Origin of the sequence: Bradyrhizobium sp. AZCC 2262 (assembly GCF_036924535.1) — a bacterium.
In the GTDB taxonomy this organism is placed as follows: Bacteria; Pseudomonadota; Alphaproteobacteria; order Rhizobiales; family Xanthobacteraceae; genus Bradyrhizobium.
Genome location: NZ_JAZHRT010000001.1, coordinates 4,387,783 through 4,412,408, shown reverse-complemented (window position 1 = coordinate 4,412,408; position 24,626 = coordinate 4,387,783). Strand labels below are relative to the sequence as shown.

General features: G+C 63.5%; 28 protein-coding genes. 22 read left to right on the top strand and 6 right to left on the bottom strand.

The features are described from left to right. The 4 genes from phnC (at position 1) to phnE (V1283_RS21075) (ending at position 3,663) form a co-directional block, all read left to right on the top strand. Complete coding sequence (phnC, locus tag V1283_RS21090; RefSeq protein WP_334388357.1) at positions 1–810, top strand: phosphonate ABC transporter ATP-binding protein; 810 nt, start codon at positions 1–3, stop codon at positions 808–810. A gap of 78 nt (positions 811–888) precedes the next feature. Further along, positions 889–1,824, top strand: coding sequence for a phosphonate ABC transporter substrate-binding protein (gene phnD, locus V1283_RS21085; RefSeq protein WP_334388356.1), 936 nt, complete (start codon positions 889–891; stop codon positions 1,822–1,824). Positions 1,825–1,933: 109 nt separating this feature from the next. Continuing rightward, the gene (gene phnE / locus V1283_RS21080; RefSeq protein WP_334388355.1) at positions 1,934–2,818 is read left to right on the top strand and encodes a phosphonate ABC transporter, permease protein PhnE; all 885 of its coding nucleotides are present in this window, start codon (positions 1,934–1,936) and stop codon (positions 2,816–2,818) included. Next, positions 2,815–3,663, top strand: coding sequence for a phosphonate ABC transporter, permease protein PhnE (gene phnE, locus V1283_RS21075; protein ID WP_334388354.1), 849 nt, complete (start codon positions 2,815–2,817; stop codon positions 3,661–3,663). Before phnE (V1283_RS21080) ends, phnE (V1283_RS21075) begins: the two co-directional genes overlap by 4 nt. Before the next feature lie 101 nt (positions 3,664–3,764). Here phnE (V1283_RS21075) and phnF read toward each other — a convergent pair whose 3' ends face one another. Next, positions 3,765–4,496, bottom strand: a complete 732-nt coding sequence (gene phnF / locus V1283_RS21070; RefSeq protein WP_334388353.1) for a phosphonate metabolism transcriptional regulator PhnF — start codon at positions 4,494–4,496, stop codon at positions 3,765–3,767. A gap of 159 nt (positions 4,497–4,655) precedes the next feature. On the opposite strand from phnF, the gene phnG reads away from it, so the two are divergent. Genes phnG through V1283_RS21025 form a run of 9 tightly spaced genes read left to right on the top strand, consistent with a single transcriptional unit; the run spans position 4,656 to position 11,554 of the window. Then, positions 4,656–5,069: a phosphonate C-P lyase system protein PhnG gene (gene phnG / locus V1283_RS21065; RefSeq protein ID WP_334388352.1), complete on the top strand. Its 414-nt coding sequence runs from the start codon at positions 4,656–4,658 to the stop codon at positions 5,067–5,069. A 1-nt stretch (position 5,070) separates the two neighbouring features. Then, positions 5,071–5,676: a phosphonate C-P lyase system protein PhnH gene (phnH, locus tag V1283_RS21060; protein ID WP_334388351.1), complete on the top strand. Its 606-nt coding sequence runs from the start codon at positions 5,071–5,073 to the stop codon at positions 5,674–5,676. Positions 5,677–5,678: 2 nt separating this feature from the next. After that, positions 5,679–6,782: a carbon-phosphorus lyase complex subunit PhnI gene (locus V1283_RS21055; protein WP_334388350.1), complete on the top strand. Its 1,104-nt coding sequence runs from the start codon at positions 5,679–5,681 to the stop codon at positions 6,780–6,782. Beyond that, positions 6,779–7,663, top strand: coding sequence for an alpha-D-ribose 1-methylphosphonate 5-phosphate C-P-lyase PhnJ (locus tag V1283_RS21050; protein ID WP_334388349.1), 885 nt, complete (start codon positions 6,779–6,781; stop codon positions 7,661–7,663). Before V1283_RS21055 ends, V1283_RS21050 begins: the two co-directional genes overlap by 4 nt. Next, complete coding sequence (phnK, locus tag V1283_RS21045) at positions 7,656–8,456, top strand: phosphonate C-P lyase system protein PhnK (protein WP_334388348.1); 801 nt, start codon at positions 7,656–7,658, stop codon at positions 8,454–8,456. The genes V1283_RS21050 and phnK overlap by 8 nt, the downstream gene beginning before the upstream one ends. Positions 8,457–8,464: 8 nt before the next feature. Then, positions 8,465–9,163: a phosphonate C-P lyase system protein PhnL gene (gene phnL / locus V1283_RS21040; protein ID WP_334388346.1), complete on the top strand. Its 699-nt coding sequence runs from the start codon at positions 8,465–8,467 to the stop codon at positions 9,161–9,163. 15 nt (positions 9,164–9,178) lie between these two features. Then, positions 9,179–10,330, top strand: a complete 1,152-nt coding sequence (locus V1283_RS21035; RefSeq protein WP_334388345.1) for an alpha-D-ribose 1-methylphosphonate 5-triphosphate diphosphatase — start codon at positions 9,179–9,181, stop codon at positions 10,328–10,330. After that, entirely contained in the window at positions 10,327–10,926 is a 600-nt protein-coding gene (gene phnN / locus V1283_RS21030; protein ID WP_334388344.1) for a phosphonate metabolism protein/1,5-bisphosphokinase (PRPP-forming) PhnN, read from the top strand. Before V1283_RS21035 ends, phnN begins: the two co-directional genes overlap by 4 nt. A gap of 16 nt (positions 10,927–10,942) precedes the next feature. Beyond that, positions 10,943–11,554: a pyridoxamine 5'-phosphate oxidase family protein gene (locus V1283_RS21025; RefSeq protein WP_334388343.1), complete on the top strand. Its 612-nt coding sequence runs from the start codon at positions 10,943–10,945 to the stop codon at positions 11,552–11,554. Positions 11,555–11,594: 40 nt separating this feature from the next. Here V1283_RS21025 and V1283_RS21020 read toward each other — a convergent pair whose 3' ends face one another. Beyond that, a complete protein-coding gene (locus tag V1283_RS21020) occupies positions 11,595–12,482 on the bottom strand; it encodes a LysR family transcriptional regulator (protein WP_334388342.1) in 888 nt (295 codons plus the stop codon). A gap of 104 nt (positions 12,483–12,586) precedes the next feature. Here V1283_RS21020 and V1283_RS21015 point away from each other — a divergent pair, with 104 nt between their 5' ends. The 9 genes from V1283_RS21015 (at position 12,587) to V1283_RS20975 (ending at position 21,927) form a co-directional block, all read left to right on the top strand. Continuing rightward, positions 12,587–14,017, top strand: a complete 1,431-nt coding sequence (locus tag V1283_RS21015) for an amidase (protein WP_334388341.1) — start codon at positions 12,587–12,589, stop codon at positions 14,015–14,017. Positions 14,018–14,066: 49 nt separating this feature from the next. Then, positions 14,067–15,017 (top strand): ABC transporter permease, encoded by a 951-nt coding sequence (locus tag V1283_RS21010; RefSeq protein ID WP_334388340.1) that lies wholly within the window; start codon positions 14,067–14,069, stop codon positions 15,015–15,017. Beyond that, positions 15,014–15,910 (top strand): ABC transporter permease, encoded by an 897-nt coding sequence (locus V1283_RS21005; RefSeq protein WP_334388339.1) that lies wholly within the window; start codon positions 15,014–15,016, stop codon positions 15,908–15,910. The genes V1283_RS21010 and V1283_RS21005 overlap by 4 nt, the downstream gene beginning before the upstream one ends. Positions 15,911–15,912: 2 nt before the next feature. Next, positions 15,913–16,926 carry an ABC transporter ATP-binding protein gene (locus V1283_RS21000; protein ID WP_334388337.1) on the top strand — a complete coding sequence of 338 codons (1,014 nt, stop codon included), beginning with the start codon at positions 15,913–15,915 and terminating at the stop codon, positions 16,924–16,926. Positions 16,927–16,928: 2 nt separating this feature from the next. Then, positions 16,929–17,954, top strand: coding sequence for an ABC transporter ATP-binding protein (locus tag V1283_RS20995; RefSeq protein ID WP_442895875.1), 1,026 nt, complete (start codon positions 16,929–16,931; stop codon positions 17,952–17,954). Between the two features lie 53 nt (positions 17,955–18,007). Then, positions 18,008–19,504: an ABC transporter substrate-binding protein gene (locus V1283_RS20990; RefSeq protein WP_334388335.1), complete on the top strand. Its 1,497-nt coding sequence runs from the start codon at positions 18,008–18,010 to the stop codon at positions 19,502–19,504. Between the two features lie 824 nt (positions 19,505–20,328). Beyond that, positions 20,329–20,409: a pyrroloquinoline quinone precursor peptide PqqA gene (gene pqqA / locus V1283_RS20985; RefSeq protein ID WP_072824652.1), complete on the top strand. Its 81-nt coding sequence runs from the start codon at positions 20,329–20,331 to the stop codon at positions 20,407–20,409. A 302-nt stretch (positions 20,410–20,711) separates the two neighbouring features. Continuing rightward, positions 20,712–21,578, top strand: coding sequence for a hypothetical protein (locus tag V1283_RS20980; protein ID WP_334388334.1), 867 nt, complete (start codon positions 20,712–20,714; stop codon positions 21,576–21,578). A gap of 112 nt (positions 21,579–21,690) precedes the next feature. Further along, complete coding sequence (locus V1283_RS20975) at positions 21,691–21,927, top strand: hypothetical protein (RefSeq protein WP_334388333.1); 237 nt, start codon at positions 21,691–21,693, stop codon at positions 21,925–21,927. A gap of 19 nt (positions 21,928–21,946) precedes the next feature. Here V1283_RS20975 and V1283_RS20970 read toward each other — a convergent pair whose 3' ends face one another. Genes V1283_RS20970 through V1283_RS20955 form a run of 4 tightly spaced genes read right to left on the bottom strand, consistent with a single transcriptional unit; the run spans position 21,947 to position 24,626 of the window. After that, a complete protein-coding gene (locus V1283_RS20970) occupies positions 21,947–22,291 on the bottom strand; it encodes a hypothetical protein (RefSeq protein ID WP_334388332.1) in 345 nt (114 codons plus the stop codon). 36 nt (positions 22,292–22,327) lie between these two features. Continuing rightward, the gene (locus V1283_RS20965; RefSeq protein WP_334388331.1) at positions 22,328–23,122 is read right to left on the bottom strand and encodes a pentapeptide repeat-containing protein; all 795 of its coding nucleotides are present in this window, start codon (positions 23,120–23,122) and stop codon (positions 22,328–22,330) included. Between the two features lie 48 nt (positions 23,123–23,170). After that, positions 23,171–23,899 (bottom strand): ABC transporter ATP-binding protein, encoded by a 729-nt coding sequence (locus tag V1283_RS20960; protein WP_334388330.1) that lies wholly within the window; start codon positions 23,897–23,899, stop codon positions 23,171–23,173. Continuing rightward, entirely contained in the window at positions 23,889–24,626 is a 738-nt protein-coding gene (locus V1283_RS20955) for an ABC transporter permease (protein WP_334388329.1), read from the bottom strand. The genes V1283_RS20960 and V1283_RS20955 overlap by 11 nt, the downstream gene beginning before the upstream one ends.

Below are 24,626 nucleotides of genomic sequence, written 5' to 3'. Positions count from 1 at the left end.
ATGCTGGTGGTGGAAGGTTTGACGTGCCGGTTCGGCACCAAAGCCGCGGTGGATAATGCGTCATTTTCGATTCAGCCCGGCAGCTTTGTCGGCGTCATCGGCCGGTCCGGCGCCGGCAAGTCCACGTTGCTTCGGATGATCAACCGTCTCGCCGAACCATCGGAGGGACGCATCCTCTTTGAAGGCGTCGACGTGACCGCACTGCGCGGCAAGGATCTGCGGCAGTGGCGTGCGCGCTCCGCGATGATCTTTCAGCAATTCAATCTAGTCGGCCGGCTCGACGTCCTCACCAATGTGCTGATGGGGCGGCTGGCGGAAATTCCGTCCTGGCGCTCGCTGACGCAGCTCTGGCCGCAAGAGGACAGGGCGCTGGCGATGTCGGCGCTGGAGCAGTTCGATATGGCTGCTATCGCCGCCCAGCGCGCCGACCAGCTTTCCGGCGGCCAGCAGCAGCGCGTCGCGATCGCCCGCGCGCTGGTTCAGGAACCCGACATCATTCTCGCCGACGAGCCGATCGCCTCGCTCGATCCCCGCAACACGCGGATCGTTATGGATGCGCTGCTGCGCATCAACAAGCATTTCGGCATCACCGTGATCTGCAACCTGCATTCGCTCGATCTGGCGCGGAACTACTGCGACCGCCTGATCGGCATGGCAGCGGGGCGGGTGGTGTTCGACGGTGCGCCCGAGACGCTGACGGATCACATTGCGCGCGAACTCTACGATCTCGAAGCCAACGACGTCATGGGCACCGCGCCGGCGCCCGACGATGCTGCCGTTCCGGCGCTCGGCACCGCCGCCGCGGCCTGAGTTTTCATTTCTGTACAGGGTAGCCGGCTGCAAACCTGCAATCGGCGAAGAGGCGTAACCACAACAAGAGGGCTGACCATGATCACTCGTCGTATCGTTCTTGCCAGCGCGGCCGCGCTGGCGTTTACCGCTTCCGCCTCGGCGCAGGATTGGAAGAGCAAATATCCGGAGCTGACGTTTGCCGTGGTGCCTGCCGAAAATGCCTCTGGCGTTACCGAGCGCTGGACGCCATTCGTCACGTATCTCTCCAAGGAGCTTGGCGTGAAGGTCACGCTGCGCATTGCCAACGACTACGCGGCCGTGATCGAAGGCCAGCGCGCCGGCAACATCCATATCGCCAGCTACGGCTCGGCATCGTTTGCCCGCGCCCGCCTGACCGGCGTCAAGACCGACGCCTTCGCCAACGACATCAATGCCGACGGCTCGACCGGCTACTACTCGGTATTCTTCGTCAAGGCGTCGAGCGCTTACAAGAATATCGATCAGTTGAAGGGCAAGAACCTCGGCCTGGTCGATCCGAATTCGACGTCGGGCAACAATGTGCCGCGCTTCGAACTCGACAAGCTCGGCATCTCCGACGCCGATGGGTATTTCGGCAAGGTCGTCTTCACCGGCAGCCATGAGAACGCCATGCTGGCGCTGTCGCAGGGCACCGTCGACGTCGCCGCCAATCAGTGGACCAACGACGATGATTCCACGCTCGCCCAGATGCTGCACAAGGGCATGCTGAAGAACGCCGACGGGTCGGCGATGAAGAAGGACGATTTCCGGATGATCCACAAGTCGGCCCCGATCATCAACGGACCCTACGCCTATAATTCGGACCTCCCGGCCGACCTGAAGGCTGCGATTGCCAAGGCGTTCACGGAATCGCCGACCAAGGACAAGGCCGCGTTCGACCGCCTGTCCGACGGCCAGAAGAAGGGCTTCAACCCGGCCACGACCAAGGACTGGGACGCCACGATCGAATTGATCAAGTTCGTCGATGCATTGCGTAAAAAGAAGGCGTCCTGATCAATAGCCTAGACGAGCCTGGCCGGGTCCGAGCGACCCGGCCTTTTTCTATCTCACACCCGTTCTGTTCAACACCTGTTCTGTTTAACGCTTGGGCACAGTGATTCCGATGGCGAATGCCATATCCATCCTTCCAGACCAGCAACTTGCGGTGCTCAACGATACCTATCGCAAGGCGGTCGCGCGCAAGCGTTTGAAGGTGACTTTGGCGGCGGTAGTTTTCTTCGCCGCGTTGATTATCGCAGCGATCGGCGCTGAAGTGAATCTGCGTACGCTCTTCAGCTATTTCGGCAACTTCGTCAGCTATTTCGACCGCATTCTTACCCTGGAAGACGGCGCGCGGGTATGGACCAATTTCGGTGAATGGTTCTGGGGCTGGCAGAAGTGGCTCAAGATGCTCGGCGAGACGATTCTCATCAGCTATGTCGGCACGCTGACCGGCGCGGTCCTTGCCTTTGTGCTGAATTTCTTCGCCGCGCAAAACACGTCGCCCGCGCCATGGCTGCGGTTCGTCATCCGGCGTCTCCTCGAGTTCGCACGCACTGTTCCCGGCATCGTATTCGCGCTGATTTTCGTCATCGCCTTCGGCCTCGGGCCGATGGCGGGCGTACTGGCAATCGCCGTGCATTCCGCGGGCGCGCTCGGAAAATTGTTCTCCGAGATCGTCGAGAACGCCGACATGAAACCGGTCGAGGGTGTGCGCTCGACCGGCGCAAGCTGGCTCTCCTGCATGCGCTTTGCGGTGTTGCCGCAGGTCACGGCCGGCTATGCCAGCTACGCGCTGTTGCGCTTTGAGATCAATGTCCGCGAGGCCTCGGTGATGGGCTTTGTTGGCGCCGGCGGCATCGGGCAGGAGCTCGTCGTCGCGATCCGCAAGTTCTATTACTCCGACGTCAGCGCGATCCTCGTCACCATCATCGTCACTGTCTTCGTCATCGATATCACGACCGGCTGGCTGCGCGGAAAACTGTTCGGCAAGGAGGCTCGCGCATGAGCCAGTTGCCGAAACCGGATACAGACGCGCTCCGGACCAAATACCCTGACGTCTTCGATCGGCCTGCATCGGCGCGCCTCGCCATGCCGGCGATGCTTCTGGCTGTGTGCGCGATCTTCGTGTTCGGGGTGGTGGATCTCGGTTTTTCGCCGGCCAAACTGGTGTCGGGCCTGAGCCAGCTCGGCTGGATCGCGGTGATGATGATCCCGCCGGATCCCGGCTCATCGCTGCCCGCCTATCTCGCAGCCCTCGGTGAGACGCTGTCGATCGCGCTGCTCGGCACGACCTTGGCCGCCGTGGCGGCGTTGCCGGTCAGCCTGCTGGCGGCGCGGAACATCATTCCGTCGAACCTGCTTCGCTTCCCGGTACGCCGGTTCCTCGATTCCATCCGCGGTGTCGATACGCTGATCTGGGCGCTGGTGTGGATCAACGTCGTCGGCCTCGGGCCGTTCGCCGGTGTGCTGGCGATTGCGCTGTCCGACTTCGGCGCGTTCGGCAAATTGTTTTCCGAGGCGATCGAAGCCGCCGATAAGAAGCAGGTCGAGGGCATCCGCGCCTCCGGCGGCAATGCGCTGCACGAAATACGCTTCGGCCTGATGCCGCAGGTGCTGCCTGTCATCGCGGGGCAGGTGCTCTATTTCATCGAATCGAATACCCGCTCGGCGACCATCATCGGTATCGTCGGTGCTGGCGGCATCGGCCTGCAGCTTGCCGAGCAGATCCGCGTGCTGGAATGGCAGAAGGTTTCTTTCCTGATCCTGATGATCCTGGTCGCGGTCGCCGCGATCGACTGGATTTCGGGCAAGCTGCGCTTTGCCATCATCGGACAGCGCGCGGTCGCCTGATCGTTCCGTAGTCCGTAGTGGGCAAAGGCGCGCTGGCGACGCGCCCACCATCGATCTGCACGGATGCAAGAATGGTGTGGGCACGCTTCGCTTTGCCCACGCTACAAACTGCTCTCCACCAGGAACTCGACACGTTCGGCAGCAAAGCGCGAACGCTTGGTTGTCAGCGGCTCGCCAGCGGTATCGACGTCGGTGCTGTCGACCACGAGCACGGGACGTCCGAGCGCGAGGTCCAGCCGCGCCGCGTCGGTTGCGTCCACGATACCGGCGGTAATCCGGGTCGACGCACGACGAAAATCCCGGATACCGTAATGCGCCACCAGCTTGGTCATCGAGCGCACATTGGCGAACACCTTGCCGGCGTCGGGGAAGCGTTCGGCCGAAAGCCAGGTGGTGCTGACGCAGATCGGCGTGCGGTCGGCGAGCCGCACCGATTCGATCCGGACCAGCGGCGCGCCGGTCTTCAACCCAAGCTCCCGCGCCAGTTCGCGCGTGGCTTCTTCTTCGGTTGCGTCGATGAATTGGCCGCGCGGCTCCCGGCCGCCGGCTCCGACGATTTCGGAAAACCGCGTTCGTGAGCGCAGGGGGTAGGCGATGCGCCCGGTCTCGACATAGGTGCCGCTGCCGCGCTCGGCGCGCACCAGGCCGCGTTCGGCGAGCGCGGCAAGCGCCCGGCGCACGGTATGGCGGTTGACCCGATAGGTCTCGGCAATCTCCATCTCGCCCGGCAGCTTTTCGCCCGCGGCAAAGCGGCCGTCGGCGATGCCGCGCTCGATGCCGTCGGCAACCTGCCGCCACAGCGCGACGCCGGATGCGGTGTCCTGAATGCTCATGTGGCGATATCGGCCATTGGAGAAAAATCACCTCATTGTCACGAAATCGTCATGGCGTTTCGGTATCGAGTTGTCTAATATCATAGACAACTTGATTCAGGCAAGGTCGATGTGATGGCAGGCGAGGATAGTCACGGGCAAGCCCGGCGCAAGGCTGCGATGGCGGTACTGGCCCACTTCGAGGCCACGGCCATTGCCGGTCATCTCGAGGCGATTGCGTTGCCGGCGCATGAGAACCTGCGCGAGCCTGAAAATGGCCTGGTCATGGTGCGCGGCCGCGTCGGCGGCGACGGCGCGCCCTTCAACCTCGGCGAAGCCACGGTTTCGCGCGCCGCGGTGCGGCTTTCGACCGGAGAAATCGGCTTCGGCTACACGCTCGGTCGCGACCGTCACAAGGCGAAGCTGATCGCGCTGTGCGACGCCATGGTGCAGTCGGACGAGTTCGCAGCTGCAGTTGAAGCCAAGGTGGTCGCGCCGCTGCGTGCGGCGGTGATCGAAAAGCGAAACCGCAAGTCCGCAGAGGCCGCAGCGACGCGGGTTGATTTCTACACACTGGTGCGGGGTGAGGGTTGACATGGCGACGGTTGCCGAATTGCCCGCAGGATTTGCCGACAAGGTGTTGTCGGCGCAATCGACCTTCCGCTCCGTGATGGATGCGATGGCGCGCCCCGGCAGCGTTCAACGTATCGCGTCCGCAGCCGGCACGCCGGTCGGGATGATGCGCGGCACGGCCGCCATAGCGTTGACCCTGTTCGACCACGATACGCCGGTCTGGCTCGACGGCCGGATGTCGGCGACGGCGGACGTTGCCAAATGGCTCAAGTTCCACACCAGCGCGCCGGTCGTCGCGGATTCGTCGATCGCGAGTTTTGCGCTGATGGGCGATCCGCAGAGCCTGCCGACGCTCGATCGCTTCGCGTTTGGCAGCAATGAATATCCGGACCGCTCGACGACGCTGATCCTGCAGGTCGAAAGCCTGACGGATGGCCCTGTTGCCGAGCTACGGGGGCCCGGCATCGACGGCACCGCGGCGCTGCGCGCTTCCATCCAGCCGCAGGATCTGTTCGAGCGGCTTGCCATCAACGTCGCGCTTTTTCCGCGCGGCATCGATGTCGTGCTGGTTCATGACGAGTCCATCGTCGCCATACCGCGCACGACGCGGCTCGTGAGGGGAGGCTGACCATGTATGTTGCCGTCAAGGGAGGCGAGCGCGCCATCGAGAATGCCCACCGTCTGCTGGCGCATGAACGGCGCGGCGACCGTGACGTACCCGAACTGTCGCTGGCCCAGATCTCCGAGCAGCTTTCGCTCGGCGTCGACCGCGTCATGACCGAAGGCTCGCTGTACGACCGCGAACTCGCGGCGCTCGCCATCAAGCAAGCGCGTGGCGATTTGATCGAGGCTATCTTCCTGGTGCGCGCGTTCCGCGCCACGCTGCCGCGCTTTGGCGCAACCGAACCCGTCGACACCGGCGCGATGCAGGTGCGCCGCCGGGTTTCCTCGACGTTCAAGGATATCCCGGGCGGGCAGATTCTCGGTCCCACCTTCGATTACACCCATCGCCTGCTCGATCCGCAACTCGCCGAGGGGTTCGCGCCCGAGGCTCCCGCGACAGGAGATGCCTCCGCAGCAGCGACCCCGCGCGTGACCGACATTCTCGGTCGTGACGGCCTGATCGAGCCTTCGCCGTCGGCGGATGCCGACGCCCCTGTGGGCGATTTGACGCGCGAGCCGCTCAATTTCCCGGCGGATCGCGATCTGCGCCTGCAAAACCTGGCCCGTGCGGACGAAGGCTTTCTGCTGGCGCTCGGATATTCCTCGCAGCGTGGATATGGCCGCAACCATCCCTTTGCCGGCGAGATTCGTTTCGGCGAGGTGGAGGTCGAATTCATGGCCGAGGACGCCGGCTTTGCCGTTCCGCTCGGTTCGATCGCGCTGACCGAATGCCAGATGGTCAACCAGTTCAAGGGGTCGGCGACCGAGGCGCCGTGTTTTACGCGTGGCTATGGCCTGGCGTTCGGGCAAAGCGAGCGCAAGACCATGTCGATGGCGCTGGTCGATCGCAGCCTGCGCGCTCGCGAGCTTGGCGAGGAAGTGATCGCGCCCGGCCAGGACGAGGAATTCGTGATGTCGCACTCGGACAACGTGCAGGCGACCGGCTTCGTCGAGCATCTCAAACTGCCGCACTACGTCGATTTCCAGTCCGAACTCGGCCTGCTGCGTAAGCTGCGCAAAGAGTTTGCCGAGGCGAACGAGACGCCGCCGATGCGGGAGGCCGCCGAATGAACGCGCCAGCTTACAACTTCGCCTATCTCGACGAACAGACAAAGCGGATGATCCGTCGCGCGATCCTCAAAGCGATCGCGATTCCCGGCTATCAGGTGCCGTTCGCCAGCCGCGAGATGCCGATGCCCTACGGCTGGGGCACCGGCGGCGTGCAGGTGACGGCAGCGATCCTCGGGCCACAGGACGTATTGAAAGTGATCGACCAGGGTTCGGACGACACCACCAACGCGATCTCGATCCGAAAGTTCTTCGGCAAGACGGCCGGCGTCGCAACCACGACTTCGACGGCGGACGCCACCGTGATCCAGACCCGTCACCGGGTTCCCGAAGCGCCGCTGCATGCAGGGCAGGTACTGGTCTATCAGGTGCCGATCCCCGAGCCGCTGCGGTTCCTGGAGCCGCGCGAGACCGAGACGCGGCGCATGCATGCGCTCGGCGAATACGGCCTGATGCACGTCAAGCTGTACGAAGACATTGCGCGCTTTGGCCATATCGCGACCTCCTACGCCTATCCGGTGAAGGTGAACGCGCGTTATGTGATGGACCCATCACCGACGCCAAAATTCGACAATCCGAAGATGGACAACTGTCCGGCGCTGCAACTGTTTGGCGCGGGGCGCGAGAAGCGCATCTACGCGATCCCGCCACACACCGACGTGGTATCGCTCGATTTTGAGGATCACCCATTCACGCGCTACCGGTTCGACGCGCCCTGCGCGCTGTGTGGCGCCGGCGATTCCTATCTCGACGAAATCGTTACCGACGATAAGGGCGGCCGGATGTTCGTCTGTTCCGACACTGATTATTGCGAGTCTCGCCAGTTGGCCGGCCACCGCGGCAGCGAAAGCGCCGCGCCGCACAAGGAGAGGGCGCATGGCTGAGCTGCAAGACGTCACGCCGGACGATCAGCCGCTGCTGGTTGCCGAACACCTCGGCAAGAACTACGGCCGGCTGACCGCCTGCCGCGATGTCTCCTTTGCGCTTTACCCCGGCGAAGTGCTGGCGGTCGTTGGCGAGTCCGGGTCGGGCAAATCGACGCTGCTGCAACTGTTGTCGGCGCAACTCGCGCCGAGCGCCGGCCGCGTGTCCTATCGGATGCGCGATGGCGTGTTGCGCGATCTGGCCGCGTTAGGTGAGGCCGAGCGGCGCTTCTTGTTCCGCACCGACTGGGGCTATGTGCATCAGGACCCCGCGCAGGGCCTGCGGATGGCGGTCTCGGCCGGCGCCAATGTCGGCGAGCGGCTGATGGCGGTGGGCTGGAATCATTACGGACGCATTCGCGATACCGCCTCGTCCTGGCTGGAGCGGGTCGAGATCGATACCGCGCGCATCGATGACGCGCCGCGGACCTATTCGGGCGGCATGCGGCTGCGGCTGCAGATCGCACGCAATCTGGTCACCGAGCCGCGCCTGGTGTTCATGGACGAGCCGACCGGCGGGCTCGACGTATCGGTGCAGGCGCGGCTGCTCGATCTGATGCGCAATCTCGTCAGCGAGCTCGGCCTTGCCGCCATCGTCGTCACCCATGACCTCGCCGTGGCGCGGCTGCTATCGCATCGCGTGATGGTGATGAAGGGCGGCCGCGTCATCGAAACCGGTCTGACCGACCAGGTACTTGACGACCCCCGCGAGCCCTACACCCAGTTGCTCGTTTCCTCGATTTTGCCGGCATGAGCGCGCCAATGACTGCGATGATCGACATCACCAACGCTGAGAAGACCTTTATCATGCACCTGCAGGGTGGCGTCGAGCTGCCCGTGGTGCGCGGTGTCTCGTTCCATGTCGATCCGGGTGAATGCGTGGTGCTGTCCGGCCCTTCCGGCGCCGGCAAATCCTCGATCCTGAAAATGATTTTTGGCAATTACCGCTGCGATGGCGGCCGGATCGGCATCCGGCATCGAGGCGCGGTGATCGATCTTGCGACCGCCGAGCCGCGAGAGGTGCTCAGCGTGCGCCGCTCGACGATCGGCTATGTCAGTCAGTTCCTGCGTGCGGTGCCGCGGGTCGCCACGATCGATGTCGTCGCCGAGCCCTTGATTGCGAATGGAACGACACGCACGGAGGCCCGCGACAAGGCGGGCGCGCTGCTGCGCCGTCTCAACATTCCCGAGAGGCTGTGGGCGTTGCCGCCATCGACGTTCTCCGGCGGCGAACAGCAGCGGGTCAACATCGCGCATGGTTTCATCTCCGACCTGCCGATACTGTTGCTGGACGAGCCGACCGCCTCGCTCGATGCAGCCAATCGCGCTGTTGTCGTCGAGTTGATTGAAGAGAAGAAGCGTCAGGGCGTTGCGATGGTGGCGATCGTCCATGACGATGAAATTCGTCACCTGATCGCTGACCGGATCGTCGACGTGACGTCATTTGCCGCCGCGGCTTGAAGGAAGAGATGTGAGATGACAAGGCAAGAAACCATCCTCGGTAACGCCAGCATCGTGCTGGCCGACCGCGTGATCGAGCGCGGCTGGATCGCCTTTGTCGACGGCCGCATCGCCGAGTTCGGCGAGGGCAGTGCGCCGTCCGGTAGCGAGGACGCCGGCGGTGACCTGATCATGCCCGGCTTGATCGAGCTGCACACCGACCACCTCGAAATGCACTATGTGCCGCGCCCGAAAGTGTTCTGGGATCCGATCGCGGCGGTGGTTTCCTACGACGGACAGTTGGCCACTTCGGGCATCACCACCGTGCTGGATTCGCTGCGGGTCTGGCGCGAGGATGGCGCCGAGGAGGTTGACGGCAGGGCAGGCGTGCTGGCGGAGGCGATCACATCCGCGCGCGATGCGAACCTGCTTCGCGCCGATCACTTCCTGCATCTGCGCTGCGAAATCCCGATGCCGAGCGTGGTCGAGGAAGCCAAGGAGCTGATCGACCGGCCCGACGTGCGGCTGATGTCGCTGATGGACCACACGCCGGGGCAGCGCCAGTTCCGCGACGAGGTCAAGCTGCGCGACTATTATCGCGGCAAGGGCGGCGGAAAAACCGACGCCGAGCTCGATGCGCTGTTCGAGAAGCGCTTCCACTATCAGAAGACATATGCCGCGGCCAACATGCGTGAGATCGTGGCCCTTGCGCATCAATATGAGATCCCGCTTGCCAGCCACGATGATACGACCGAGGAAAATGTCGCCGATGCGATCCAGGATCGCGTTTCGGTGGCGGAGTTTCCGACCACGATGGAAGCCGCACGCGGGTTGCACCAGGCCGGCATCGGCATCCTGATGGGGGCGCCGAACGTGGTTCGCGGTGGTTCGCACTCCGGCAACATCGCCGCCATCGATCTCGCCCGCGAGGGATTGCTGGATATCCTGTCCTCCGACTACATCCCCTCGAGCCTCTTGATGGCCGCGCTGCAATTGCCGGAGCACATTCCGGCGATCGACCTGGCCGCCGCCGTCCGCACGGTCACCAAGACGCCGGCTGAAGCCGTGGGCCTTGCGGACCGTGGCGAGATCGCAGCCGGCAAGCGCGCCGATTTGATCCGCGTGCATGTTGCCCGCGGCATTCCGGTGGTGCGCAGCGTCTGGCGGGAAGGGCGGCGGGTGGCATGACGGAGACGCTGACAACCGCTACGGCAGATCAGACCGCCGCCATCGGGCCGGGCCGGTTGGTGCTGGTGGTCGGCCCAAGCGGCGCCGGCAAGGATACGCTGCTCGGCCTTGCCAAGGCAGCCTGTGCTGACGATGGCAACATCGTGTTTCCGCGCCGCGTGATTACGCGCGAAGCGTCGGCATCGGAGGAAAACGAAGAGGTCAGCGCCGGCACCTTTCAGGAGGCGTTGACGCGTGGCGAGTATGCCATGCATTGGGAAGCTCACGGCCACCGCTACGCGTTGCCGCGCGCGATCGACGATGAAATCCGCGCCGGACGAACCATCGTCGCCAACGTATCGCGCACCGTAATTGGCGCAATGCGCCGCGCCTATGCCGACGTGGTGGTGATTGTGATCACCGCACCGCCAAACGTTCTGGCTGAACGGATTGCGATGCGCGCACGAAGCAGCGACGGCAGGGTGGAAAACCGTTTGCGCCGCACGGTGGAGGACGCCGCGGCGGCGCCCGACGTGACCATCGTCAACACCGGCAGCGCCGAATATCATTCCCGCCAGCTCGTCCGCGTCATCAAGGGCGAGAAATGGGACGATTGAGAGGAGGAGACCGGAAATGACCGTTGTTGCGACCATCGAGCAGCTCGAGGCCGTCTACGGCTTTCCCAACGATGCCTCGACGGTCAAGGTCGCGGACAGGGTCACGCCGGCCTATCGGGTGTTGATGGACAAGTCGCCGTTTGTGGCGCTGGCGACCTGCGGGCCGGAAGGGCTCGACTGCTCGCCGCGCGGCGACCTGCCGGGCTTCGTTCGCATCCACGACGAGAAGACGTTGATGATGCCGGACCGCCGCGGCAACAACCGCTGCGATTCGCTGCGCAACATCGTGCGTGATCCCCGGGTGGCGCTGTTGTTTCTCATCCCGGGTTCCGGCAGCACGCTGCGCGTCAACGGCCGCGCGCATGTCTCGGTCGATCCGGAATTGCTGGCGTCGTTCAAGATGGAGGGCAAGGCGCCGCGCACCGTCATCGTCATGACGGTGGAGGAGGTTTACTTCCAGTGTGCGCGGGCCATCGTGCGCTCCGATCTCTGGAATCCGGACAAGCGCGTCGATCCCAGGAGCTTGCCGACGCCGGGCCAGATCCTTGCCGAGATGAGCGACAACACCGTCGGCGGCGAGAAATACGATCGGGAATGGCCGGAGCGCGCGCGGCAGACGATGTGGTGATATGCTGATAATCGCATCGCGATCTGGCAAGCCGATGGTCTCAGGCGCTGCGGATTACCTTTTCCGCGCATTTGAGAAAATTCCGGACCAGTGGATTGAGAGAATCCCGACGCCAGCAAACCGCGACGTCGATGGCATCGTCGGCGTCGCGGAAGGGCCTGAACACGACGCCGGTCGGGCATCCGAGCTGGGCGCAGGCGGGAAGGATCGCCATGCCCTCTCCGGCAAGGACGAGGCTGAGCGCCGAGTGGACCGTCTCGACCCGGTTCGCGACCGTCATGCTGACCTGATGCCGCCGTAGCAGCGAAGTCACAACGGAGTTCGCCGGGTCCTCGGCAGACCCGGGCAAACTTATCAGCGGGCGGCCTTGCAGCTTTCTCACCGGGACGGTCGCCGAGCGCGCCAGCTGCGAACCGGCCGGCATGGCCAGCATCAATCGCTGCTTTCCGATCGTGGAGACCTCGATCTCGCTGTGGCGAATGGCGGGCATGCACAGCGCGACAGTCACGCTGTGATCCAGCACCCGTGCCTCGCGCGTCGATGCGCTCAGTTCGATAAACTCCAGGTCGACCTTTGGAAGGGACCTTCGAAGTTCCGGAACGAGCCTCGGCAACACGGCGTGGGCAAGCGCGAACATGTAACCGACCGACAATCTTCCCCGACGTCCCGCTGCCACAGCGCGGGCTGCCTCAAAACCTTCAGCCGTCAGGGCCAGCGCTTCACGCGCGCGCAACAGCAAGGCGCGACCGGCCGCGGTCAGCTCCATCCCCCGCGCGCCGCGACGAAACAGCGGGGTTCCGACTTCCGATTCCAGCTTGCGGATCTGGACCGACAGCGGCGGCTGCGCCATGCGCAGGCGCACGGCCGCCCGGCCAACGCTGCGTTCTTCAGCGACGGCGACGAAATAGCGGAGACGCCGGAGGTCCATTTTTGCTATACCGATCTCGTATGGGTAAGTTGTGCGATGGTATTGGACCTGAAGTCAATGTGGATGTCATCTTTGCGTCATTCGACCCTGGGGACTTTAGCGCGATGAGCGATGAACTGTGCTTGCTGCCTGCGACCGAACTCCGCGCGCGGATCGCCCGCAAGGATGTTTCACCGGTCGAAATTACGCGTGCCGTTCTTGCGCGTGCCGAGCGAATGCAGCCCGAGTTGAACTGCTTCATCACGCTGTGCGGCGATGAGGCCATGGCCGAGGCGAGGAATGCGGAGCGTGAGGTCATGGCCGGGGGGCAGTTCGGCCTTCTTCACGGTATTCCGTTCACCGTGAAGGATATTGTCAACACCAAGGGGGTGCGAACGACCTTCGGTGCGGTGCCCTACAAGGACAACATTCCCAACCATGATGCGGTCGCCGTGGCGCGAATGCGGGCAGCGGGTGCCATCCTCCTGGGCAAGACCACGACGCCGGAGTTCGGCACCAAGTGCCTGACGGATTCGCCGTTGTTCGGCCGTACGCGCAATGCCTGGAGTGGGGCGCGCTCGAGCGGTGGTTCAAGCGGGGGAGCGGCGGTCGCGGTTGCCAGCGGTATCGCGCCGCTTGCCATTGCAACCGATGGCGGCGGCTCGACGCGGATTCCGGCAGCCTGCAACGGGGTTGTCGGGCTGAAGCAGAGCAACGGCGTTATTCCCCATAGTCAAGTGCAGGACGCGTTCGGCAACCAGACCTTTGTGACGCCGACGACGCGCACCGTCGCCGACACCGCCTTGATGATGCAGGCGATGTCTGGAGAAGACGCATCCGATCCGTGGTCGATCGGATTTCCACAGTGGAATTTTGTCGAGGGATCGGCTCCGAACGGCGATCTGCGCGGGCGCAGGATTGCATTCTGCCTCGCGCCGCTCGGCCGGCCGGTTGCGGCCGAAGTCGCCGCTGCTTTCAAGGTCGCGCTTGCCAGGCTGGAAACCCTCGGGGCCGAAGTCGAGGAAATGCCCGGCGATGGATTTGAGGTGGAGCCGATCTGGCGCGCCATCAATCACACCGCCTGGCGCGCGCGGTTCGAGAAGCTTGCCGCCGATCATGGCGACGTGCTGAGCGAGACGTTCCTGAAGCAACTGGCGCTGGCCACCAAGGTCAGTGGTGTTGACTATCAGCGGGCGATGTTTGACCGTACGGCTCTGTTCCGGCGGGTTCAGACATTGTTGCAAAGGGTCGACATTCTCGCGATGCCAACCATCACCCGAACCGCGCTTCCGATCGACCAGGACCTGTTCGGCACGATAGAAATCGACGGGCGGGTATTCAGCGACGTGCGGCCGAGCTGGTTTCCCTGGACCATGCCGTTCAACATGACCGGTCATCCCGCGGTCAGTCTGCCCTGCGGCTTCGATGCGGACGGCCTGCCGATCGGCATCCAGTTGGTCGGCCAATTCCGTGGAGACGTCGAACTGCTGCGCGTCAGCGCGCTGTTTGAAGGCTCGCAAGAACTTCTCGGCCGGTGGCCGAGCTTGAACAGCTAAGCGAAAATGTGGCTGCCACCACACTGGCTGCTAACAAGGGAATAGGGACTTGAGCGTCTTCATTTTCCGCCGCTTTCTGACGCTGATAGCGACGCTGGTTGGCGCGTCGCTGATTATCTTCCTTGTCCTGGATGCTTTGCCCGGCAACGCCGCGCAGATGCTGATGGGCGCGGATGCCTCGCCTGATGCGGTTCGGGCGCTGGCAGCCAAGCTCGGGCTGGATCAACCGCTGCACTATCGGTACGTCCATTGGATCGTGGGGATGCTGACGGGCGATCTCGGCAACAGCTACGCCTATGGCACGCCTGTTGCAGGATTGATTGCCGAGCGTCTCACGCTGACAATTCCATTGGCGATCATGTCCATGGCCATGACGGTCGTGCTGGCCCTGTCTGCCGGCATCTATACGGCGGCAAATCACAACAAGCTCGGCGATGTCGGCGTGATGTCGCTGACGCAGTTCGGCATAGCGCTTCCCAACTTCTGGTTCGCCATCCTGCTTATTCTGCTGTTCTCGGTGAAGCTGCAATGGCTTTCGGCCGGCGGATTTGCGGGCTGGGACGAGAGCATCATTGCCGGGATCAAGTCGCTGCTGTTGCCCGCGATCTCGCTATCGGTGGTGCAGGCGGCGATCCTCGCGCGGGTCACGCGCTCCGCGGTGCTTGAGGTGCTGCGTGAGGATTTCGTGCGCACCGCGCGCGCGAAGGGCTTGAGCAAGCGCGGCGTGTTGTGGCGGCATGTGCTGCGCAACGCGATGATTCCGGTCATGACGGTGATGGGCCTGCAGTTCGCCAATCTGCTGGCGGGGACGATCGTGATCGAGAACGTGTTCTATCTGCCGGGTCTCGGCCGGCTGATCTTCCAGTCGATCGCCAATCGCGACCTGACCGTGGTGCGCAACTGCGTGATGCTACTGGCGGCCGTGGTCGTCATCGTCAACTTCGTGGTCGATGTGCTCTATGCCTTCATCGATCCGCGCATCAAGGTACACAACCTATGAGCACCCCGCTGAGCGCCTCAGTCGAGGTTGGGGACGCTACCGCGTGTCCGCGGCTTGCAAACGGCTTCTGGCGCCGCGCACTGCGCCATCGCAGCTTCGTTGTGGGCGGCGCGCTCAGCTTGATGGTGCTCTGCGCCGCCTTGCTGTCGCTGGTCTGGACGCCGTGGTCAGCCTATGAAATCGACGTGGCCTCCAAGCTGCGGCCACCGTCAGCCGCGCACTGGCTCGGCACCGACGTGCTCGGCCGTGATATCGTCTCGTTGCTGCTGGTCGGCGCCCGCTCCACCATCATGGTCGGTGTGATCGCCATCGGGATCGGCCTCACCTTCGGGGTGTGTCTTGGGTTGATCGCCTCCGCGCGCAAGGGCTGGACCGAAGAGCTCATCATGCGGATGAGCGACTTCACCTTCGCATTTCCCGCGGTGCTGTCGGCCATCATGCTGGCGGCTGTCGTAGGCCCGGGCATGGTGACCTCGATCATTGCCATCGGCATCTTTCAGATTCCGACCCTCGTCCGGCTCACCCGTGGATCGGCCAATGCGATCTGGGCGCGGGAATTCGTGCTGGCCGCGCGCGCCTCCGGCAAGGGTGGCTTCCGCATCACCATCGAGCATGTGCTGCCGAACGTCCTGCCGATCCTGATCGTGCAGGGAACGATCCAGTTCGCACTGGCGATCCTGGCCGAAGCGGCATTGTCCTATCTCGGGCTCGGCACGCAGCCGCCGCAGCCGTCCTGGGGCCGCATGCTGAACGACGCGCAGACGCTACTGTTCCAGTCGCCGATGCTTGCGGTCTATCCGGGCGCTGCGATCGCGGTCGCCGTGCTCGGTCTCAACCTCCTTGGCGATGGGTTGCGCGATCTGCTCGATCCCCGGCTGGCGCGGGAACGCTGAACATGAGCGTATCAGCCAACACGCCTCTGATCGAAGTCAGGGACCTCGGCGTCCGGCTTAACACCAGCCGCGGTCCCGCGCAGGCCGTTCGCGGGGTCAGCTTCGCGCTGAAGCGCGGCGAGACGCTGGGCCTCGTCGGCGAATCCGGCTGCGGCAAATCCGTCACCGCGCTCGCGCTGATGGGCCTGCTGCCCGACAGCGCCGTCATCAGCGGCAGCATCCGCCTCGACGGCAGCGAACTGGTGGGCCTGTCGGATGCGAATTACTGCAAGCTGCGCGGCAATCGCATCAGCATGATTTTCCAGGAGCCGATGACCGCGCTCAATCCGATGCACACGATCGGCCGTCAGGTGGCCGAGCCGTTGCGGCGCCACACCAATTGCTCGGCCGCAGAGGCGCGCAAGGAAGCCGTCGCCTTGCTCGATCGTGTCGGGCTTCCCGATGCGGCGAAACGCGTCGATGCCTATCCGCACCAGTTCTCTGGCGGTCAGCGGCAGCGCGTCACCATCGCCATGGCGCTGGCCTGCCAGCCCGACGTGCTGATCGCCGATGAGCCGACCACGGCACTCGACGTCACCATCCAGGGACAGATCCTCGATCTGATCGCAGACCTCGTTGCCGAGCGCGGCATGTCGATGATTCTGATTTCGCACGATCTCGGCGTCATCGCCGAGAATGTGCAGCGCATGATGGTGATGTATGGCGGCACAGTGGTCGAGAGTGGCGCGACCGATGCCGTGTTCACGCGGATGGGACATCCCTATACGCAGGGCCTGTTTCGCGCCCGTCCGCGCCTTGGTGCGCGGAAGGGCACAAGACTGAAGACCATCGCCGGCACCGTGCCCGAACTTGCCGATCTGCCCTCGGGGTGCACCTTCGCCGACCGCTGCGCGATCGTCGAGGACCGTTGCCGCGTGGCGCTGCCGGCCGCGGTCGACGTCGGCGCCAGCCACCGCGTGCGCTGTCTCAGGACGGATGTTTCGATGGCCGAGGCGGTAGGAGCATTGGGCGCATGACCATGCTTGAGCAGACGCCGCCACCCGCCGAGCACCCGCTGCTCGATGTCAAAGATCTGGCGCAGCGCTACACGCTGCCGCGCGAAAGCATGTTCAAGCCGGCCGGGCAGGTGCACGCACTCAACGGCGTCACCGCGCAGGTGATGGCAGGCCGAAGCCTCGGCGTGGTCGGCGAGTCCGGATCGGGCAAGTCGACCTTCGCCCGGCTGGTGATGGCGCTGGAACAGCCGTCGTCGGGGTCGGTGTCGCTGATGGGCCGCGACCTGCACCGGATGCCGGCTGACGAGCTGCGCCGCGCCCGGCGCGATTTCCAGATGGTGTTTCAGGATCCCTATGGCTCGCTGGACCCGCGACAGACCGTCGCGCGTATCGTTGCGGAGCCTTTGACCGCGCTCGGACGCATGGATCGCGCCACGCTGCGTCAGCGCGTTGCCGGGGTGCTGCGGCAGGTCGGGCTGCGCGACGCCGACATGGACAAGTTCCCGCATGAATTCTCCGGCGGCCAGCGCCAGCGCATCGCGATCGCGCGTGCGCTGATCACCCAGCCAAAACTGATTGTCGCCGACGAGCCGGTCAGCGCACTCGACGTCTCCGTGCAGGCGCAGGTGCTCAATCTCCTGCAAGACCTGCAGGATCAGTTTGGGTTGAGCTACATCCTGATCAGCCACGATCTCGCTGTCGTGGATTATCTCTGCGACGAGATCGCGGTGATGTATCTCGGCCGGATCGTCGAGCAGGGGAGCCCTGAGGATCTGTTCGCGCATTGCGCCCACCCCTATACGCGGGCGTTGCTCGAGGCCGTGCCGCGCGCCCGCGCCGGCGGGGTACGCCGCCGCCGCGGCGCCCGGCCGATCGCCTCCCAGTCGACCGGCGCGACAGGATGCGCTTATGCATCGCGCTGCCCACTGGCCGACCAGCATTGCCGCGACACCGCGCCGGCGCTGCGCAACGTCGGCACGGCGCACCTTGCCGCATGCCACCATGCCGAGGCCGTAATGGCGCTGCCACAGGTTGTGGCGGAGGGTTAGCCTTTCGCGCGGGACTGCACTAAAATTGTCTGAGATACGTCGGGGGAACAAACATGCTGAAGAAACTGACCATTGTCGCGGTAGCCGCCGCGTTCGCCGCAATGCCGCTGCCGAGTCTCGCGCAGGGCAAGAAGGACAGCGTCGTCATGGGCATGACGCTGGAGCCGCCGGGGCTCGACCCCACCAACGCCGCCGCTGCGGCCATTGCCGAGGTCACGCTCTATAACCTCTATGAGACGCTGACCAAGATCAACGAGGACGGTTCGGTATCGCCTTTGCTCGCCGAGAGCTGGCAGGCGTCGCCCGACCTGAAGACCTATACGTTCAAGCTCCGCAAGGGCGTCAAATTCCATAACGGCGAGCCGTTCGATTCCGCGGCGGTGAAGTTCGCCTATGAACGCAATGCGGCGCCGACCAGCACCAACAAGGACAAGAGCCTGTACCAGGCGTTTGAGCATGTCACCGCCCCCGATGCGGATACTATCGTGGTCGCGCTGAAATATTCCGAACCGAACCTGCCGTTCCTGCTCGGTCAGGCATCCGGCTCGATCGTCGAGCCGAAGAGCGCGCCGACCAATGCGACGCAGCCGGTCGGCACCGGACCCTACACGCTCGGCGCCTGGGCCAAGGGATCGTCGATCACCCTGAACAAATGGCCTGACTATCGCAACGCCGCCGCGATCAAGCTTTCCAAGGTGACGATCCGCTTCATCGGCGATCCCTCCGCGCAGGTCGCGGCGCTGCTGTCGGGCGACGTCGATGCGTATCCGCGCGTTGCCGCGGCGCGCAGCCTGGCGCAGTTCAAGGCCGATCCACGCTTCAATGTGTTGATCGGCGGCTCCAAGGCCAAGACCATCGTGGGCATCAACGAACGGAAGAAGCCGCTCAACGATGTGCGGGTTCGCCGCGCCATTCTCGCTGCCATCGACCGCAAGGCCATGATCGACGGCGCCGTCGATGGCTTTGGTGCGCCGATCGGCAGCTTCTATACGCCGGGATCGCTGGGCTATGTCGACACGACAGGCATCAATCCCTACGACCCCGAAAAGGCCAAGAAACTGCTAGCGGAAGCCGGCGTGAAGACGCCGCTTGAGCTCAGCCTCAAGCTGCCGCCGCCGCCCTACGCGCGGCAGGGCGGCGAAATCCTCGCAGCCCAGCTCGCCAAGGTCGGCATCATCGCCAAGATCGAGAACGTGGAATGGGCGCAGTGGCTGTCGCAGGTATTTGCCGGTAACGGTCCGCACAATTTCGACCTCACCATCGTCTCGCATGTCGAGCCGTTCGATCTCGTGAAGATAACCGAGTCCGACTACTATCTCGGCTATAACAACGAGGCGTTTAACGCGCTCTACCAGCAGATCAGGGCAACACCGGGCGAGGCCGAGCGCGCCAAGCTGCTCGGCGACGCCCAGCGCATGCTGGCGACGGACGCGGTCGCCGGCTTCTTGTTCCAGCCGCAATGGATCACCATTGCGAGCAAGAAGCTGAAGGGCGTGTGGAAGGAAGTCCCGCAATTCGAGAACGACTTCTCGACCTGGTCGTGGGAATAGCCGCGGCGGACAAGGGCGACGACGCTGCATCACATTGCGCAGCCCTGCTGTTGCGCCCCGTTGTGCGGTCGTCGCTGATCATCCCGATGGAATATGGGGGCAGGCGCTGGATCGTGGTCTGCTCCCGCGCTTGTCGATCGGCACGTTGCAATTGTCGAGCCGTTGCTCGTCCATCCACTTCTTGCCCAGGCGCTCTTTGCCGGTCAGCGACGGCCCGTTGGCAGGAACAGTAGTCCCGGCGTTTGGCGCCGTCTGGTCAGGCTGCCTGTCCTGCGCAAAAGCCCCTGATGCAAAGCACATTGCGGCAAGAAAACTGATCAACCCTCGGTGAATCGGTCCCATCGGCTGTCCTCACACAAAGCTCGGACGTCAGATTAAACATGCCGGGATTCGCCTAGCCACCCGGAATCTGGAAGCAATGGCTCGGTTGCCTCTCATCACGTTGTGTGTGCTTCACGAGAACAGGAGAGACAGCAACACTGCAGACAAGGGCTGCTGAAGGCGCGGAGCTGATGCGGTGAGGGAGTGTCGCTGCTTCGGCAAGCCCGTCAGCAACGCGTCCGAAGTCGCCGCCTTCGACAGGCGGCTTCGGAAGGCAAACCGAATTTACGAACCGTGATCGATGCAACGCATGCGTCGATCCGCCGCTCTCATTCGTTTACCTTGTCCAAGAGCGAAGTAGCTTTGCCCAAGAGGGAAATTGCCGGCATCAGGTGCGTCCAAATGCTTCGAGGTCTGATGTTCCGCGCTTGCGCTACGTTCGAGGTCCACCTAGTTTCGCTCCCGGCACGAACGTCGTGCCAAACACTGCTTGGGAGACCCTCATGAGTTGGAAAACTCCGAAGATCGTGGAAGTGCCGGTGGGCATGGAAATCAACATGTACGCCTGCGCGGCGCGTAAATAAACGCGTCGAAACGGTCTGCCCGGCTCCAGCAACAGCTTGTTGCTGAGGGCCGGGCAGTTGTTCGATCCCGCTGTACGATCACGAGGAAGTTCTCTACTGCCTGCATCAAGACGCGGTCCTGCCGAAGTGGACAGGAATGCCTTGTAGGCCGCCGCCGGAAGGCGATCCGGTCCTGATTCCTTTCTCTCCCCAGTATTCCACATATTCCCATGGCTCGCCGACCGTCCCGGCATCATGCTAGGGTGGTCCATGGCTGACGCCGCCCGACTTACCCGTTCAACCCCATGACCCGCTGAATGCGAATGCCTACGCGTGCAAAGACCTTCCAGGCGGCGGTCGTGTCTCTTGCTGCGCTGCTGCCGGCCTGCGTCCACGCCGAGGGCATCGATACCGAGCATCTGTTCGGGTTCATGATCGGCGCCGATGTCGGCAATGTCGGCGAACGGGAGTTTCAAAGCGAGACGACCGGTCGCTTCGGCAAGAACGGCGGCAGTTATCGGGCCGTCGGCCAGGAGTTCGAACTGGAGTTTGTTCCTGTTCAGAACTTTCGAATCGAAATCGGAAGCACGTTTGCGTCCCACCTGATCAGCGGCGTGCCAGGTCTTGACGACCAGCGCCGGCTAGCGTGGCAGGGCGGGTCGGTCGATTTTCGCTACCGCTTTCTCGATCGGGAAACAGCCCCGTTCGGGCTCACCTTTGCGACGGAGGCGCACGCGCATCGGGTCGATGAGACGACGGCCGAAGCGGTTCGGAGTTTTGGAACGGAGTTCAGGCTGGCGTTCGACCGGGAGATCGTGCCCGACCGCGTCATCGCGGCGTTCAACCTGATCTACGAGCCGGAATGGACCCGCCTTGTCGGCAGTGGCTTGATGGAGCGCGAATCCACCGCAGGCGCGGCGCTTGGGGTAATGGCACAGTTGCGTCCCGGTTTCCTCCTGGGCGGTGAAGCACGTTACTTGCGGAAGTATGAGGGGACCGGTTTGGAGGAACTTGCCGGGCAGGCATTGTTTGTCGGCCCAACCGCGTATTTGCAATTGTCGAAACGCTCGCGGTTGACCGCAAGCTGGAGCGTTCAGGCGTGGGGGCGTCCGGCGGGGGCCGCTGCCGGCCTTGATCTCGTTAATTTCGAACGCCATCAGGCGCGGCTGGTTTTTGGCGTCAACTTTTAGGGCTGGCGGGCGGCCGAATTTCCGGCTTTTCACGGTGTAGTGAAACTTTCCGCCACCGGTTGCCGTATATTTTTGAGTAATCTATTTGGGAACAATTCGAGGGATATCAGGCATGACTGCGATAGATCTGGTCGTGACCGTCTGTGCGGTGCTCTCGCCGACCACCTGCGAGGAAACCCATCTGGTGTTTTCTTCAGATGTTTCGTTACGGCAGTGCGTCATGGCTGCGCAGCCCTACATCGCGCAGTGGGTGGGCGAACATCCGAAATGGACCGCGGTTAAGTGGCGTTGCGAATACCCACGTAACAACCAGAAGGCCTCCGGCGATGCGGTGCGGTCCGCGGGCTGAATATAGTCTGCAGTGGCAGCTACTTGTTGCAGTCCTTTAAATCCTTGTCTGCGATCGAAAACACGGCGTCAGCCTTGATTTCGATATCGCGAACGAAGCAGTGTTTTGCACCGCGATAGCCGACCTTGGCGTCATAACGTCCGGGCCCAACGCCCGTGATGCGCAGGCGCTCGTCGTGGTCGACTTCCTTGTCCTTGTCGTTCAGGGTCTGATTGGGCCCCCAGTCATTCTTTCCAACCGGTGAAAGCTGAAACTCCGAAATCGTCGCGGTGGTCAGATTCCACAGTCGGACGCCTTTTCCCTGCGCGGCCACTTCATTGGCGCTCGTTGACAGCAGTGCCACCAAAGCCAGTATCCATCGCATCAGGTAATCCCTTTCATCGCGGAGCGTTCGGAGCCGTCATTGCTTTATCAGACGGTCTCGGTTTTTTGCTTTATCGAAATTTCTCGCCCGATCGAGACCGATTGGGGCGATCAACCTGGCTGAATCGAGATCGGCACCATCGAAATCGGTATCGATGACGGTGATACCGGTCAAGTCGGCTCCCCCGAGCTGGGCCCCCTTGAGCGAAGCTCCCGTGAGGTCACCGCCCTTCAGCGCGGCAAACTCAAGATCGACACGCGACAGGTCGGCGCCGCGGGCGTTCAGCCCCTCCAGATTGGCGGATTTCAGTATCCCGCGCATCAGGCCCATCGACTGGTTGCGCATATCCGCGCCCAGATTTGCTCCCGCGATCGAAGCTCCGACAAGACTGGCACCGGTGAGATCAGCAGCGATGCGTGCTCCCGAAAGATCGGCGCCGTTCAGGCGGGCGCGAACCATCTGCGCAGCGAACAGGTTTGCGCCCTTCAGGCTCGCGCCGGTCAGGTCCGCGTCGAGCAGCCATGCCTGGTCGAGGATGGCACGGTCGAGCCTGGCGCCGACAAGCTTCGTCTTGTTCAGCTTGGCTGCACGAAAAATCGCGCCCGACAGATCGAGCGCGGAAAGGTCGAGGCCCGACAATCGCTTTCCAGTGAAATCGGCGGGCGCGGCTACGGTTGCCGCGGTCAATACGGCCTCGACCTCGGCACGGGTCATTTCGGCGGAGACCATATCGGGCGACGACAGGTCGACGTGACGCATCATGTCCTGCGCCGTCGCCGTCATGGTCACAAGCACGAGACCGAGCGCTGCGATTCCGATCGAGCGTTTCATCGTCAACCCCGTCGATGGCCGCATGTTAGCACCAGCCTCAAGCGCTGCCTATGAGGCATCCCGTTCGGCGGGAGCACCGTTGATGCGCCGCATGATGTCCAACTTGATGGCGGCGATCTCGGCGTCCCCGCGCTCGCCGCGCGGTGTGCGGATGGGCACGTCGGCGAGAATCCGGGCCGGGCGCGGCGATAGCAGGAACAGGCGGTCGCCGAGGCGAACCGCGTCGTCCACGTCATGGGTAACCAGCAGCGATATCACGGAACGGCCGTCCATCAGCACGGCAATCTGATCGCGCATACGGGCGGCGAGGGCGGCATCGAGCGAGGCCAGCGGTTCGTCGAGAATGAGGAACGCCGGCTCGACGGCGAACGCTCGCGCAAGCGCAACGCGCCGGGCCAGCCCCAGCGATAGTTCGCCGGGAAAGTGGTTGCGATGTGCGTTCAATTCCAGAATCTCGAACAGCGCTGAAAGCTTCGCTTCATCGGCCAGCGGTGCAACAAGTCGCACATTTTGTTCGACCGACCGCCAGGGTAATAGCCGCGGCTCCTGGAAGACGAAGCCGATCCGTGCGCCGACCGGACGCGACACGCGCCCTTGAAAGTCGTGGTCGAGGCCGGCGAGAATCCTGAGCATCGTACTCTTGCCGCAACCGGATGGACCGACCAAGACGCCGACCTCTCCAGCATCAAGCGCAAAGGAGACGCCGGCGATCACGTCGTGCCGTTCGCCCGCTGCGTTCCTGAACGTCTTGCTGGTGATATCGACCTCAAGCCGCACGGGGACGCCACCGGGATAGCCGGGCCTCAAATGGCTGCACCAGCAAGGTTTCAATGAGGAGCACGACCGCCGCGAAGCTCAGTGAATAGGCAAGCAATAGCGGAATGTCGAACAGCTGGAACGCCACGCCAATCTCGAAACCAACCCCGTTCGGACGTCCGAGCAACTCCGCAACGAGAACGATCTTCCAGACCAGGGAAAGTCCTGATCGTGCGGCGGCTGCGATGTAGGGCGACAGTTGCGGCAAAATGACGTGGCGGAATTTCTTCCAGCGCGGCAACGCAAATACCGTCGCCATTTCGTCGAGCGCCGCATCGAGGGCCCGCGCGCCCTCGCGCAGCGTAACAACGGCGGTCGGGAGCTTGTTGATGGCGATTGCCGCAATCGCCGCGACTTCAGTTAACCCAGCCCAGATGTAGGCGAGCACGATGACCACGAGCGCCGGCAGATTGAGCAGCAGGATCAGCCAGGGGTCGCCCAGCCGATCGGCAAGCCGTACCCGGCCCATCAGGTATCCAATCGCAGCGCCCAGCGCCATCGCCAGCGTGAAGGCAAGCGCAACACGCGCCAATGTGACTCCGAGGTGGAAGAAAAGGTTACCCGACTGGGCTTCCGCGATCATGGCTGCGAACACGGTGGGCGGAGGCGGCAGCTTCGCGTCGCCGGCAAGCAGCGAGCCGATCCACCAGGTTGCGAGGAGCACGGCGAATGACAGCAGACGTGGCAC

Bases quoted from the DNA above. Each gene is read 5' to 3' on its own strand.
- phnC (WP_334388357.1), top strand. From the start codon at position 1: ATGCTGGTGGTGGAAGGTTTGACGTGCCGGTTCGGCACCAAAGCCGCG.
- phnD (WP_334388356.1), top strand. From the start codon at position 889: ATGATCACTCGTCGTATCGTTCTTGCCAGCGCGGCCGCGCTGGCGTTT.
- phnE (WP_334388355.1), top strand. From the start codon at position 1,934: ATGGCGAATGCCATATCCATCCTTCCAGACCAGCAACTTGCGGTGCTC.
- phnE (WP_334388354.1), top strand. From the start codon at position 2,815: ATGAGCCAGTTGCCGAAACCGGATACAGACGCGCTCCGGACCAAATAC.
- phnF (WP_334388353.1), bottom strand. From the start codon at position 4,496: ATGAGCATTCAGGACACCGCATCCGGCGTCGCGCTGTGGCGGCAGGTT.
- phnG (WP_334388352.1), top strand. From the start codon at position 4,656: ATGGCGGTACTGGCCCACTTCGAGGCCACGGCCATTGCCGGTCATCTC.
- phnH (WP_334388351.1), top strand. From the start codon at position 5,071: ATGGCGACGGTTGCCGAATTGCCCGCAGGATTTGCCGACAAGGTGTTG.
- V1283_RS21055 (WP_334388350.1), top strand. From the start codon at position 5,679: ATGTATGTTGCCGTCAAGGGAGGCGAGCGCGCCATCGAGAATGCCCAC.
- V1283_RS21050 (WP_334388349.1), top strand. From the start codon at position 6,779: ATGAACGCGCCAGCTTACAACTTCGCCTATCTCGACGAACAGACAAAG.
- phnK (WP_334388348.1), top strand. From the start codon at position 7,656: ATGGCTGAGCTGCAAGACGTCACGCCGGACGATCAGCCGCTGCTGGTT.
- phnL (WP_334388346.1), top strand. From the start codon at position 8,465: ATGACTGCGATGATCGACATCACCAACGCTGAGAAGACCTTTATCATG.
- V1283_RS21035 (WP_334388345.1), top strand. From the start codon at position 9,179: ATGACAAGGCAAGAAACCATCCTCGGTAACGCCAGCATCGTGCTGGCC.
- phnN (WP_334388344.1), top strand. From the start codon at position 10,327: ATGACGGAGACGCTGACAACCGCTACGGCAGATCAGACCGCCGCCATC.
- V1283_RS21025 (WP_334388343.1), top strand. From the start codon at position 10,943: ATGACCGTTGTTGCGACCATCGAGCAGCTCGAGGCCGTCTACGGCTTT.
- V1283_RS21020 (WP_334388342.1), bottom strand. From the start codon at position 12,482: ATGGACCTCCGGCGTCTCCGCTATTTCGTCGCCGTCGCTGAAGAACGC.
- V1283_RS21015 (WP_334388341.1), top strand. From the start codon at position 12,587: ATGAGCGATGAACTGTGCTTGCTGCCTGCGACCGAACTCCGCGCGCGG.
- V1283_RS21005 (WP_334388339.1), top strand. From the start codon at position 15,014: ATGAGCACCCCGCTGAGCGCCTCAGTCGAGGTTGGGGACGCTACCGCG.
- V1283_RS21000 (WP_334388337.1), top strand. From the start codon at position 15,913: ATGAGCGTATCAGCCAACACGCCTCTGATCGAAGTCAGGGACCTCGGC.
- V1283_RS20995 (WP_442895875.1), top strand. From the start codon at position 16,929: ATGCTTGAGCAGACGCCGCCACCCGCCGAGCACCCGCTGCTCGATGTC.
- V1283_RS20990 (WP_334388335.1), top strand. From the start codon at position 18,008: ATGCTGAAGAAACTGACCATTGTCGCGGTAGCCGCCGCGTTCGCCGCA.
- pqqA (WP_072824652.1), top strand. From the start codon at position 20,329: ATGAGTTGGAAAACTCCGAAGATCGTGGAAGTGCCGGTGGGCATGGAA.
- V1283_RS20980 (WP_334388334.1), top strand. From the start codon at position 20,712: ATGCCTACGCGTGCAAAGACCTTCCAGGCGGCGGTCGTGTCTCTTGCT.
- V1283_RS20975 (WP_334388333.1), top strand. From the start codon at position 21,691: ATGACTGCGATAGATCTGGTCGTGACCGTCTGTGCGGTGCTCTCGCCG.
- V1283_RS20970 (WP_334388332.1), bottom strand. From the start codon at position 22,291: ATGCGATGGATACTGGCTTTGGTGGCACTGCTGTCAACGAGCGCCAAT.
- V1283_RS20965 (WP_334388331.1), bottom strand. From the start codon at position 23,122: ATGAAACGCTCGATCGGAATCGCAGCGCTCGGTCTCGTGCTTGTGACC.